This is a genomic window from Streptomyces sp. NPDC002044, from assembly GCF_040296725.1.
GTDB lineage: Bacteria > Actinomycetota > Actinomycetes > Streptomycetales > Streptomycetaceae > Streptomyces > Streptomyces antarcticus.
Window position 1 is genome coordinate 1 of the sequence record NZ_JBEOXU010000022.1, and the last position, 12,069, is coordinate 12,069.

General features: G+C 73.0%; 13 protein-coding genes. 8 read left to right on the forward strand and 5 right to left on the reverse strand.

Annotation, left to right across the window (positions count from 1 at the left end; translation table 11 throughout):
* Nucleotides 1-115: 115 nt before the first annotated feature.
* Complete coding sequence (locus ABT106_RS08555) at nucleotides 116-1,042, forward strand: MurR/RpiR family transcriptional regulator (protein WP_351274242.1); 927 nt, start codon at nucleotides 116-118, stop codon at nucleotides 1,040-1,042.
* A gap of 331 nt (nucleotides 1,043-1,373) precedes the next feature.
* Nucleotides 1,374-1,751, forward strand: coding sequence for a hypothetical protein (locus ABT106_RS08560; protein ID WP_351274245.1), 378 nt, complete (start codon nucleotides 1,374-1,376; stop codon nucleotides 1,749-1,751).
* Nucleotides 1,752-1,789: 38 nt separating this feature from the next.
* Here the strand turns inward: ABT106_RS08560 and ABT106_RS08565 are convergent, their stop codons facing one another.
* Together ABT106_RS08565 and ABT106_RS08570 are read right to left on the reverse strand one after the other, a co-directional pair.
* Nucleotides 1,790-2,164: a toxin Doc gene (locus ABT106_RS08565; RefSeq protein ID WP_351274248.1), complete on the reverse strand. Its 375-nt coding sequence runs from the start codon at nucleotides 2,162-2,164 to the stop codon at nucleotides 1,790-1,792.
* A gap of 198 nt (nucleotides 2,165-2,362) precedes the next feature.
* Nucleotides 2,363-3,208, reverse strand: coding sequence for a S1 family peptidase (locus tag ABT106_RS08570; protein WP_351274251.1), 846 nt, complete (start codon nucleotides 3,206-3,208; stop codon nucleotides 2,363-2,365).
* Between the two features lie 595 nt (nucleotides 3,209-3,803).
* On the opposite strand from ABT106_RS08570, the gene ABT106_RS08575 reads away from it, so the two are divergent.
* Nucleotides 3,804-4,307, forward strand: coding sequence for a hypothetical protein (locus ABT106_RS08575; protein WP_351274253.1), 504 nt, complete (start codon nucleotides 3,804-3,806; stop codon nucleotides 4,305-4,307).
* Between the two features lie 123 nt (nucleotides 4,308-4,430).
* Here the strand turns inward: ABT106_RS08575 and ABT106_RS08580 are convergent, their stop codons facing one another.
* Complete coding sequence (locus ABT106_RS08580; RefSeq protein WP_351274255.1) at nucleotides 4,431-5,660, reverse strand: sensor histidine kinase; 1,230 nt, start codon at nucleotides 5,658-5,660, stop codon at nucleotides 4,431-4,433.
* 222 nt (nucleotides 5,661-5,882) lie between these two features.
* Here ABT106_RS08580 and ABT106_RS08585 point away from each other — a divergent pair, with 222 nt between their 5' ends.
* The 3 genes from ABT106_RS08585 to ABT106_RS08595 all read left to right on the forward strand — a co-directional run bounded on the left by ABT106_RS08585 (nucleotide 5,883) and on the right by ABT106_RS08595 (nucleotide 8,520).
* Nucleotides 5,883-6,341 carry a hypothetical protein gene (locus ABT106_RS08585; protein WP_351274258.1) on the forward strand — a complete coding sequence of 153 codons (459 nt, stop codon included), beginning with the start codon at nucleotides 5,883-5,885 and terminating at the stop codon, nucleotides 6,339-6,341.
* A gap of 438 nt (nucleotides 6,342-6,779) precedes the next feature.
* Entirely contained in the window at nucleotides 6,780-6,989 is a 210-nt protein-coding gene (locus ABT106_RS08590; protein WP_351274260.1) for a hypothetical protein, read from the forward strand.
* 202 nt (nucleotides 6,990-7,191) lie between these two features.
* Nucleotides 7,192-8,520, forward strand: coding sequence for a Gfo/Idh/MocA family protein (locus ABT106_RS08595; protein WP_351274263.1), 1,329 nt, complete (start codon nucleotides 7,192-7,194; stop codon nucleotides 8,518-8,520).
* Nucleotides 8,521-8,529: 9 nt separating this feature from the next.
* On the opposite strand, the gene ABT106_RS08600 is transcribed toward ABT106_RS08595, so the two are convergent.
* Together ABT106_RS08600 and ABT106_RS08605 are read right to left on the reverse strand one after the other, a co-directional pair.
* Entirely contained in the window at nucleotides 8,530-10,011 is a 1,482-nt protein-coding gene (locus tag ABT106_RS08600; protein ID WP_351274266.1) for a UDP-N-acetylmuramoyl-L-alanyl-D-glutamate--2,6-diaminopimelate ligase, read from the reverse strand.
* Nucleotides 10,012-10,130: 119 nt separating this feature from the next.
* Complete coding sequence (locus ABT106_RS08605) at nucleotides 10,131-10,283, reverse strand: hypothetical protein (RefSeq protein ID WP_351274269.1); 153 nt, start codon at nucleotides 10,281-10,283, stop codon at nucleotides 10,131-10,133.
* Nucleotides 10,284-10,490: 207 nt separating this feature from the next.
* Between ABT106_RS08605 and ABT106_RS08610 the strand changes: the two genes are divergently transcribed.
* Both ABT106_RS08610 and ABT106_RS08615 read left to right on the forward strand, forming a co-directional pair.
* The gene (locus tag ABT106_RS08610) at nucleotides 10,491-11,399 is read left to right on the forward strand and encodes an aldo/keto reductase (protein ID WP_502979270.1); all 909 of its coding nucleotides are present in this window, start codon (nucleotides 10,491-10,493) and stop codon (nucleotides 11,397-11,399) included.
* Nucleotides 11,400-11,502: 103 nt separating this feature from the next.
* Entirely contained in the window at nucleotides 11,503-12,009 is a 507-nt protein-coding gene (locus ABT106_RS08615) for a DinB family protein (protein WP_351274274.1), read from the forward strand.
* Nucleotides 12,010-12,069: the final 60 nt, after the last annotated feature.

A 12,069-nucleotide genomic window follows, 5' to 3' on the forward strand; every position in this document is an offset into this window, starting at 1 on the left:
GGAGGCAGCCGGAGCCGGGGCGGCCGCCGGCGCCCGTACCGGCCGTCCGGCGCGTCGGCGACCACAGGGCGTGAGCTATGTTTGAACGCGAGTGACATGAGAAGGAGGCCCGCCGGTGTCATCGGGGCAGCAGGCACGCGCACAGGCGGCCGCGATCACGCCGAGCGGCCGGCAGCCGCAGGGACCGGAGCGGGGCAAGCCCCCCGCGGACCGGCTCCTCGCGCTCTTCGACGGCCACCGGCTCTCCCCGGGGCAGCGCCGGATCGCGCAGTACCTGATCGACCACCTCACCGAGGCCGCGTTCCTGTCGATCACCGAGCTCGCCGAGCGGGTCGGCGTCAGCCAGCCGTCGGTGACCCGCTTCGCCGCCTCCCTCGGGTTCAGCGGCTACCCGGCCCTGCGGGACGTGCTCCAGCCGATCGCGCTGAGCGCGGTGGCCGGCTCCCCGGACCTCCGCGAGCAGATCCGCCGCAACGAGCTGCAGGCGGCCGTCGACGCCGAGATCGAGAACCTGGAGAACGTGCGCCGGCTGCTCGCCGACACCAACCAGGTCCTCGACATCGGCCGCGAACTGGCGGCCTCGGTGCCGCTGACCGTGCTCGGGCTGCGGATCTCGGTCTCCCTGGCGGAGTACTTCGCGTACGCGGCCCGGCGCATCCACCCCGACGTACGGCTGGTGACCCGCGGCGGCAGCGTCGCCTTCGACGCCCTCCTCCAGTCCCGGGCGGCCGGCGGGACCTGGGTCCTGGCCTTCGCCATGCCGCGGCACGCCAAGGAGACCCTGGCGGCGATCCGGGCCGCGCGCAGCACGGGGCTGCGCGTCGTGCTGATCACGGACCCCACTCTGGGGCCCCTGGTGGACGAAGCGGACGTGTCGCTGACCGCGGGGACCGGGTCGCGCCTGGTGTTCGACTCGTACGCGGCGCCCGGGATGCTCTCGGCGGCTCTGCTCCAAGCCATGGCCGACGCCGACCCGGAGCGTACGCAGGCACGTCTCGAAAGCTACGAGCAGGTCGCCGACCAGCACGGATTCTTCCTGTAGCAGCCGGTCACGGCTGTTTGACCGCGGAGGATATTCAAACCTACTGGTGCATGAAATTTTTCATACGCTTGCTTACTCGACGGTATATATGTTTACTGGCGGCGGCGCTCCGGATCCACCAGATGCCAAGGAAGGCGTCCCCACGCCCTCCTGAAGAGACACCCGGCACGACGAACCTCCTCAGGTCGCGGCCCCGGGTGCCGAGTCCAGGCTTTCGGATCCCGCCGAGCGCCCCGGCGGCCTCGGTCAACCCCTGGGCCGAGGCCGCCCACCCGCACGTCCCACCCCGCACGTCTCGATCAGAGTTCGACACCCCTCGGAAGTGACGAGAATGCCCCAGACCGCCACCATCACGCGCAGCCCGGACTGGCCCCTCCAGGTCAAGGCCCCCGGGACCCACGACTGGGAACGCACGGCCTCCCGCTGGCTCAGGGACCTCCTCCCGGCCCGCTACGGCAGCTACCTGACGCTGAACCGCCACCACGCGATCCTCGTCCGGCACGTGCAGCTCCAGCTCCAGCACGAGATACGCGCGGTCCGGGTGGCGCTCCAGACCAGCCGGGCCGAGCTGCCCACGCTGGGCGTGGCCGAGTCCGTCATCGAGAACACCATCCGCATGTACGCGGTGGAACTCGAGCAGCTCAGCCGCCTCGCCCGCGGCGTCCGCCTCGTCGACGAGGCCCTGAAGGCCGCACCGCGCAAGCGCTGACGCGGCCCGCGGCGCCCCCGGCCGGGGGCGGGTGCGGCTCACGTCCGCCAGGAGCGCAGGCGGTCCGCCACGTCGAAGACGCTCACGCGCAGCAGTCGGATGTCGGTGACGAGCTCGCGCCACTGCTCGTACGGGGCGTCGACCGCCCCGCCGCCCGAGGCGTCGACGTAGGCGACGGCCACCCCGTACGCGAAGTACTCGTTGTGGTCGGGGAGCGGCCGCAGCAGGACGATCGCCTCCAGGAGCGCCGCCGCCCGCCAGTAGGCGTCGGGGTCGTCCACGTGCAGGCTGGGGGTGTTCACCCGGTGCCGGGCGACGGCCGCGACGAGCGCGGAGTGGTCGGCGACCTCCACGTCCTTGAAGAGGGCCTCCTGACGCTCCAGCAGCCAGCGGTGGTCGATGTGCAGTTCCACGCGCCTCACGCCGCCCGGGAGCCCGGGCGGCCGCTGGCGCCGGCGCGTGGGCGGAGGGTGGCGTGCGGGGGGACGGTGGTCTCGGCCATCCCCCGAGTATCCACGTCCGCGCCCCGCGCCGGAGCCGTTTCGGGTCCGGCCGCGGAGCGGCGGGCGCCGTGCCGCCCCGCGGCGTGGGTGCGGGGCGGCGCGGGAACGCTACGGCCTCGGCAGCACGCAGCCGGGGCGGTTCAGGTCGATCGCGTTGCCGGGGCCTATGCACGGGACCACGGTGTACGTCTGCTGCGCGTAGTTGATGCCCCTGCGCACCGTCACCCGTCCGCTCTCGTCCACCTCGCACGGGTTGTTGTCGGTGCAGCGGCCGCCGCTCTCGTTGCCCGTGTTGTTCACGGCGACGACCTTGCCGCTGGTCGTGTCGATCACGGGGGAGCCGGAGGTGCCGCCGATGGTGTTGCAGGAGGAGGTGTAGCGGACCGAGTCCTTCCAGGTCCAGGCGCCCTCCTTGAGGCGGTACGCGAAGCCGTCCACGGCGCAGGTGTAGGTCCGCTTCCAGTAGCCGGACACGACCTTGACCGCCGAACCCTGCGCGGGACGCACGTCGTTGAGCGTGAGCGCGGCGATCCCGTACTGGCTCTGGATCTGGGCGTACGTCGTGGTCAGCTGGTAGAGCGACAGGTCCGTGTCGGTCATCGTCGCGTACGAGATCTTGCTCGCCCGGAGCGTGGCGACCTTGGAGCCCGACGCGTTGAGCAGGGAGAACGAGCGGGTGGAGGGGCGGTCCTTGACGACCTCACCGGCCGCCGGGAAGCCGGTCTCCAGACAGTGGCCGTTGGACAGGACCAGCGCGGGATCGTTCGGCTGGGAGGCGGGGGCGCGGACGACGGAACCGGAACAGTTGCTGAGCGCCACGGTTCCCGCGTAGGTGACGGCGGGGGCGGGCGCGGCCGGGGCGGGCGGTGTGACCGGCGCGGCGGCCATGGCCGGGGCACCCGCGGCTCCCACTAAGAGCAGGGAGAGCAGGGCGCCGGCGAGAGGCTTGTTCATGTGGGGGTTCCCCTCAGAGGACGATGCGACCGAAGAACCTTCGGTTGTCATGCGCATTGTTGGGATACCTGCCCGAACTGACAAGAACGCCTCGTAGGTTGGGCAGGCAGGCAGGCGGGCGGTGGCGGTTTCGCGGCGGTGCGCCGGGACCACGGCGCGGCGCCACGGCGCGGCACGGCCCACGGGCCGGCACGGCGCTGCCACCAGTCCGGTGTGGTGGCCGAAACCCGCTTCCGGTGATCTTGGTCGTCCGACCGGCCCGGGCTGCGGGCGGGGACGCGCCGCCGCCCGGTGCCCACGTCGCCGCTCCGGCGGCTCCAGAGCCGCCGGAGCGGGCCGTCGGGGCGTCCATCGTGGTCAGCGCGATGCGAGGGCGAAGAGGGCATCGGTACGCGGCACGGGCCGCCGCGGCGCCCGCGACCCGCGACGGCCGCCGGGCGACGGCGTCCCGGTTCCGGGCGCGCTCGCGTGCGGTGAACGGTCCGGTCTCAGGCTCTGGCCGAAAACAGCATGATCTCGCTACCGCAAAGGTGTTCCATACCGCACCCTTTGCCTCCTACGGTCGGTGCAGCACAGTTCCGGACCAGGAGGCAGCGTGGAGCGCGAGATCGGCATCGATGAACTGGTGGCGGCGATGAAGGCCGTCGACGAGGCGGGTCGGCTCTTCGAGGACGCCCTCGCCGTGTACGGGGCGCGCGGTCCCAAGCGGACCGGAGACGACTTCAAGGTGGCGGGCGGCCCGGTCCAGACGCTCCAGGGCGCCGAGGAGATGGCCCGCGGCGCGCGCAGGCACCTCGCGGATCTCGCGCTGATCGTCGGGTACGCGGCGGCCGGTGTCGAGGACCCCGTGGACGGCCGGATCGAGGCGGTCCGCAAGGGATTCACCGGCGTCTCCGTCGGCGGCTCCCGCATGGCCCGCCCGCTGCTCGAACCGACCGTACGGGGGCTGCGGCTCCTGCTGACCGTGGACCTCTTCGAGCCCGAGTTCCGGGAGGCGGTCGAGGAGGTCGTCCGCGCGGAGAAGGCCACGTATCCCGATCCCGCGGCCTTCCGGGTTCCCGCGTCCGCTGCCGCCCGGTCCGTGGCCCGCCCCGCCTGAGCCGCCACGCCGTCCGAAGCGTCAGCGGTCCGCGCCGCCCTTGTCCGCGGGGTCGGGGCCGCGGTCATCCGCCGCGAACACCGGTCCGGGAACTGGCGGGCGCCACCGCGGCGGACCGCGCCGTCAGGCCGGGGGCCACTGGTCCTCCCGGGGTATGAGGGCCTCCAGCGGCAGTGTCACGGACACCGCGTACCCGCCCTCCGGCCGCGGGCCCGTCTCCAGGGTGCCGCCGAGGGCCGCCACCCGTTCGCGCATGCCGACCAGGCCGTCGCCACCGCCGTCCGTGGTACCCGGCGCGGGACCGTCCGAGGACGGGCCGTCGTCCTCCACCCGCACGTCCAGCGCGCGCGACCGCCAGACCAGGCGGACGCGCGCGGAACGTCCGCCCGAGTGCCGTAGGACGTTGGCCAGCGCCTCCTGGACGATGCGGAACGCGGCGAGGTCCACGCCGGGTGGCAGGGGCCGGGCCGTTCCCTCGGCCGTCACCTCCACGGCGAGCCCGTCCGCCGCGGCCTGTTCGACCAGTTCGGGGATCCGGTCGAGCCCTGGGGCGGGCGCCCGCGGCGCCTCGCCGGGGGCGCGCAAGATGTCGAGAACCTGCCGGACCTCGCCCAGTGCCTCCTTGCCGGTCTCCTTGATGGTGGTCAAGGCCGCACGGGCCTGCTCGGGATCGGTGTCGAGGAGAGCCAGCCCCACCCCGGCCTGCACGTTGATCACAGAGATGCCGTGGGCCAGGACGTCGTGCAGCTCCCGGGTGATGCGCAGCCGCGCCTCGTCCACGCGCGTCCGCTCGGCGGCCACGCGCGCGGCCCGCTCGCGAGACCACTGCTCCCGGCGTACGCGCACCAGCTCGAACAACGCGAGCACGCCGAGGATCCACCCCCCGGCCCCCGCGTCCCGGACCCAGGACGCCGGTCCGTCGCCGGGAGGCGGAAGCCACCGGTAGAGCCAGTGCCCGACCAGCAGGTGTCCGGCCCAGACCAGCCCGACGGATCCCCAGGCCGCCCACCGGTGTCCGGCGACGACGGCCGCGAAGCAGGCCACGCCGAGACTGAGGAACTCGGGACCGCGGGGGAACCCCGCCCCGAGGTAGGCCAGAGTGACGGCGGAGACGCCGAAGGCCACGGCCACCGGGTGCCGGTGGCGCAGGAGCAGCAGAGCGGGCCCGAGCAGCAGCAGGAGCCGGCCGAACCAGTCCAGCGTGACCCGGCCGGTCTGTGCCTGCCCGGCCCACCAGGCCCCGAGCTGCGCCAGAACGGCGACGGCCAGCGTCGAGCGCCAGGCCGGGCCCCGCCCGGTCCGCTCCACCCATCGCCGCCACGGAGAACCGGGGCGCTCACGCTGCTCTCCCATACCCGCCACGCTAGACCTCGCCCGCCGTCACCGGCGTCACCCCGACGTAGCGTCTGCGACATCCACCCCAGGTAGTACACGGGGACGGAAGGTGGGGACGGACGGTGGGGACGGACGGTGGGGACCGTGGTGCCCCGCGCCGACGGACCCCGCCTCCGGTGCGTCGGGGAACCATGGATAGAGTCCCGTGCTTGTTTGAATCGAAGTGAAGCGGGGGATGGGATGAGCGCGAAACTGCGGGAGACCGCAGACGAGTTGGCGGACGTGTTGTGGCGGGAGCACACCGTCTACCGCGACCGAACGGGGTGCGTCGTCATCCGGGGGGAGCACGTCGAGCGGTGGATCAGCCTGTCCACCGGCGCCGGGCGCGACGAGGTGCTCCTGCGGGCCGGCCGGATACTGGACGGCGGGACGACGGCACCGGCCCGCACCGAGGCGGTCGCCAGCCTTTCCGCCGGCACGACCGCACTCGCGGCGGTCTGTCGCAGGCTGCTGGCCGAGACGGCACCCGGCCCGTCCCGCCCGGCGCGCCCGTCTGCACGGCGTGACCGGCGTAACCGGCGGCCCCGCCGGTCGGCGAGCGGGCGCGGCCGCCACACCGGCCTCGTCTCCTGGCTGGTCGTGGCCTGCGTGGCAGGACTCATCGGCCTCTACGTCGCCGGCCGGACCGGAGTGCTGTAGCCGTGGTCCTGCGGGGCGGGGCGGGGCGGGTCTCGTGCGAGTCGGTCGAGGTCCCGTCCCGCCCCGTACCGCCCCGTACCGCCGTACGGGCACGATCGTTTTGAGCGAATCGAACTTTATGATTGATGGATCTTGACGATCGGAATCTGGCTCCATGGAGTCGGCGCGGCCTCACCCAGCCGCAAGGAGTGCCCCAGATGCCTGGTCGCCGCCCGCGAATCCTGCTCGCCATGGCCCCCGAACTCGGCCCCCGGCTGTTGGACGAGACCGTCGCCCAACGGCTGCGCGCAGTGGCCGAGTTCGATCCGAAGGTCGTCGCCGACGACTGCGCCAGACCCGAGGTGGCAGCCGCTCTCGCGGAGGCCGAGGTGCTGCTCACCTTCTGGAGCGCGCCCGCCGTCGACGCCCGCGCGCTCGCGCGCACCCCGCCTCAGAGCGGTGGTGCACGCCGCCGGCTCCGTCAAACAGCTCGTGACCGAAGCCTGCTGGGACCGCGGCGTCGTGGTGTCCTCCGCGGTCGCGCAGCAGCCGGACCGCCGCCGCGCCCACCGCGCGCTTGGGCGGCGGAACTCCAGCGTGCGGGCACAGCGCTCCGACCCGGCCGCGAGGGCGGCCGCGGCGAAGCCCGCCCCCGGCCGCTCCGCGTGAACGCGCACGCCTCGTCCCCTGTTGCCCCGTTCGTGAGGGCTGCTCTACACGTCCCTCGCGTCCCCCGCGTTCCCTGGTGAATGTATTGAACGATCGCTCTTTACGTTCGTTTCGACCACTCGCCGCGTCTCTCCCCGGATCCGCCGACGGGGGAGGAGCATGAGCGGGGCAGACCGCCTCGCTGCTCCGGGAAGTGGGTCAGATGTCCTCAGTGGTCACTCTCGCCGTCATCGGTGCCGGAGACCGGGGAGCCGGCCACGCCCGCTGGGCGCTGGCGCATCCCGGCCGCGCGAAGGTGGTGGCCGTCGCGGAGCCGCGCGAGCCCCGCAGGAACCGGCTGGCGGCCGCACACGGCCTTGCCTCCGCCGCGGCCGTGGACGACTGGCGGACGCTGGCCGGCCGCGGCCGGATCGCGGACGCGGTGCTGATCTGCACCCTGGACCGCGAACACCTGGAGCCGGTGCTCGCGTTCGCCGCCCTCGGTTACCACATCATGCTCGAGAAACCGATGGCGCCGGACGAGGACGGGTGCCGGCGGATCGTCGCCGCGGTGGAGGAGACCGGAGTGGTCCTGGCCGTAGGCCACGTCCTGCGCTACACGCCCTACACGGAGGCGCTGAAACGCGTCGTCGGCTCGGGCCGTCTCGGTGACGTCGTCAGCGTCCAGCACCTGGAGCCGGTCGGCTTCTGGCACCAGGCCCACTCGTTCGTACGGGGGAACTGGCGCCGCGAGGACGAGGGCACCTCCATGCTGATGGCGAAGTCCTGCCACGACCTGGACTGGCTGCAATACGTGCTCGGCCGCCCGCCGGTGCGGGTCTCCAGCTTCGGCCGCCTCTCCCACTTCCGGCCCGAGCACAAGCCGGCCGGAGCCGCGGACCGGTGTCTGGACTGCGCGGTCGAAGCGAACTGCCCGTACTCCGCCCCGCGCGAGTACGGCGGACGGCTCGCGGCCGGCCGGCACGGGTGGCCCCTGAGCGCGGTGCTCGACGAGTTCACCCCGCGGGCCCTCGCGGCCGCCCTGCGGGACGGCCCGTACGGGCGGTGCGTGTACGCCTGCGACAACGACGTGGTCGACCACCAGGTCGTCGCCATGGAGTTCGCCTCCGGGGCGACCGCCACCTTCACCATGACGGCCTTCACCGAGCGGGCGGACCGCCAGACCCGGGTCTTCGGGACCAGGGCCGAACTGCGGGGCGACGGCCGGAGCCTGCGGCTCTACGACTTCCTGACCCGTACCGAGGAGCACATCGACCCCGGCGCCGGAGGACCGATGGACGCGGGCGGCGGTCACGGAGGCGGTGACACGGGTCTCATGGACGCGTTCGTGGCCGCCGTGGCCACGGGGAACCCCGCCCTCGTGAAGTCGGGCCCCCGGGAATCCCTGGCCAGCCACCTGACCGTACTGGCCGCAGAACGCGCCCGGCTGGCCGGAACCGTCGAGACCCTGGACCCCGAAGAGTCCCTGGACCCCGAAGAGTCCCCGGGCCCCGAAGAGCCCCCGGGCCCCGCCAGCCCGACGGGCTCGTGACGGCAGACGTCAGGGCTGCGCCAGCTCCCGTACCGTGGCCATGTCGCTGAACGGGAGCAGTTCCTCGCCGACGATCTGGTGCGGTTCGCTGCCCTTCCCGGCGATCAGGATCGTGTCCTCCGGGCCCGCCGTGGACAGTGCGAAGGCGATGGCCTGGCGGCGGTCGGCGTCGCGGTGGTAGGGGGTTCCGGTCGCCGTGAGACCCGGGACGACCTGGTCCAGGATGGCTTCGGGGTCCTCGTTGCGCGGGTTGTCCGAGGTCAGGACGCACAGGTCGGAGTGGGTTCCGGCGATCTGGCCCATCTCGGCGCGCTTGGTGGTGTCGCGGTCCCCGCCACAGCCGAAGACCGTGATCACCCGGCCACGGGCGAAACCGCGGATGGTGGTCAGGACCTTGTCCAGGGAGTCGGGGGAGTGGGCGTAGTCCACGATCACCGAGGTGCCCAGCGGCGTCCGGAAGCGCTCCAGGCGGCCCGGTACCGGAGGCATCCGTTCGAGCGCGTCGACCAGGGGGCCCAGCTCGTGACCCAGTACGTGACAGGCCGCCACGGTGGCCAGCGCGTTGGCCACCGAGAAGCGGCCGGGGACCGGGATCGACGCCGGGTAGGCGCGCCCGCCGTGGTGCAGGGTGAACCGGGTGCCCGCGGCGCTCACCTCGAGGTCGGTGGCCCGGTAGTCCGCCGGGGAGTCCAGGGCGTACGTGGTCACCGCACCCGGCATCATCGCCACGATGCCCGCGCCCACAGGGTCGTCGGCGTTGACCACCGCGCGCCGGCACAGGCCCTGGAAGAGCCGCAGTTTGGCGTCCCGGTAGTCGGCCATCGTGCCGTGGTCGTCCAGGTGGTCCTGGGTCAGGTTGGTGAAGACGCCGACGTCGATGAACGTACGGTCCACCCGGTGGGTCAGCAGTGCCATCGAGGTGGCCTCCAGCACCACGCTGGCGGCCCCGCGGTCGCGCATGTACCCCAGCAGGTACTGGAGGTCCGGCGATTCCGGAGTGGTCAGCACCGAGCGCGGCATCGGGATCGGCTCGTCGCCGATCCGGCTCCCGGCGGTGCCGATGACCCCCACCTTCGACCCCTCGGAGAGCCGCAGGACGGACTCGACCATGTACGACACGGAGGTCTTCCCGTTCGTGCCGGTGATCGCCACCATGTCCATCTGCCGGCCGGGCTCGCCGAAGTAGCGGGAGGTCACCACCGCGGCGGCGGTCCGGGTGTCGGGGACGCGTACGGCGCAGGTACCCGGCGGCCAGACCGCGGCGGGCAGCGAGGGTTCGCTTCCGTCGACCAGGACGGCGGCGGCCCCCCGGGCCAGTGCCGGCGAGACGGAGCCGGGGCCGCCCTCCCGGTGTCCGGGTACGGCGATGAACAGCGAGCCGGGGGTCACCCGGTCGGCGTCGAACGTGGTTCCCGCGGTGATCAACGTCGTGTCGGGATCACCCTGGAGGACGTGGTACTCCTGCCCGGCCAGCAAATCGCTCAGCTTCACAATGATCCCTTCGAGGGGGCTCGGCCCGGGGCGTGCGGCCGTAGCCAGGCGGCAGCGCCGGCGGCATGCCGGAAAGCTGCTGTGGTGATGTGGAGCGGAGGGGCCTGGGGCGCGAAGCGCTAGCCGTGGCCGTGCAAGGCGACACGGCGGGTCTCGGGCGCCGCGGCGAAGGCCGCGCGGGCCGGGTCGACGACGGCCGGAACCCCGGCGGCCGGACACGTCACGAAGGCGGCCTGGCGAAGGCGCTGCCTCGAAGAACGTGTGTGACCCATGGGCCGAGTGTACGGCCCACCCAGCGACCCCCGGCCCACGGCGGACCGGCCCGCAGGCCGCACCGGACACCACCCCGGGGCCACCGGCGGGACAGCCCATAGGGTGGGCGCGTGGCGGCGAACCTGAACGTAAACGAAAACGGCGACGCGAAGAGCGGCGCGAACACGCATGCGGCCATGACGGGCGACCGGGTGCTGTACGGCTGCATGGGCCTCGGCGGGAGCTGGGAACCCGGCCCGTACGAGCCGGCGGACATCGACGCGGCCGAGGCCGCCGTCGAGGCGGCCCTCGACAGCGGGATCACCACCTTCGACCACGCCGACATCTACCGGCACGGGAAGGCCGAGGCGGTGTTCGGCGAGGTGCTCGCGCGTACGCCCGGGCTGCGCGAGCGGATCACCCTGCAGACCAAGTGCGGGATCCGCCTGGCCGGCGAGGACGGCCCCGGCCGCTACGACCTGCGCGGCCCGAGCATCGTCCGGCGCGTGGAGGAGAGCCTGACCCGGCTGCGCACCGATGTGATCGACGTGCTCCTGCTGCACCGACCCGACCCCCTGGCCGACCCGGACGAGACCGCGGCGGCGCTGATGTCCCTGCACCGGCAGGGCCTCGTCCGCGCCTTCGGGGTGTCCAACATGGGCACGCCGCAGATCACCGCCCTCCAGGCCCGGCTCGATGTACCGCTCGTCGCCAACCAACTGGAGATGAGCCTGCACAGCCGCGACTGGGTCGAGGCCGGAGTCCTGCTCAACACCCCCGCGTACGCGGCCAACGGTTTCCCCTTCGGCACGCTGGAACACTGCCGCGACCACGGCATCCGCCTCCAGGCGTGGGGCGCACTGGCGCAGGGGCGTTTCACCGGCCGCGAGAGCACGCCCGCCGAACACGCCACCGCGGACCTCCTGGCCGCCCTCGCCCGCAAGAAGGACACGACCCCCGAGGCGGTCCTGCTCTGGTGGCTGGCCCGGCACCCCGCGGGCATCGCCCCCGTCATCGGCAGCGCCCGCCCGGACCGCATCCGCGCCTGCCGCGACGCCGCCGTCCGCGAGCCCGACCTCACGCACGAGGAGTGGTACGAACTCTGGATCACCGCGCGGGCCACCCCGCTCCCCTGACCGGAGCGGACCGGTTCGGTCCTGTCCGGTCCTGTCCGGTCCTGTCCCGTTCGGCCGTAGGAAACCGCCGGGCCGAACGCCACGACACCCGTGATGATGGACCGTGATCGATGAGCAGCGGACCCCTCCCGTTCTGTCGGGTGACGAGCGAGCCACACTGACCAGCGTCCTGCAGGGGCAGCGCGACACCCTGATGATGAAGTGCGCGGGGCTGAGCGCGGAGCAGTTGCGCAGGAAGACGGTCGCACCGTCGGACCTGACCCTGCTCGGCCTGGTGCGCCATCTCGCGGAGGTCGAGCGGAGCTGGTTCCGCAACGTCCTGGCGGGCGAGGGCGTGCCGTCGCACTTCCCGAAGAACGAGGCCAACGAGTGGACGGAGTTCCACGTCGACGATGCGGACCCGGCCGCCTCCTTCGCGATCTGGGAGGAGGCGTGCGCCCGGTCGAGGGCGATCGTGGACGCCGCCGGATCCCTCGACGCGGTGGGCCGCTCGGAGGGGCGTACATACTCGCTGCACTACATCCTGGCCCACATGATCGAGGAGTACGCCCGGCACAACGGGCACGCGGACCTGCTGCGCGAGTCGATCGACGGGACGACCGGGGAGTGACTCCGGGCGTTCCCGACCTCGTCCACGTCAGCGAACTCGCCTGGGCACCACCTGATGTGA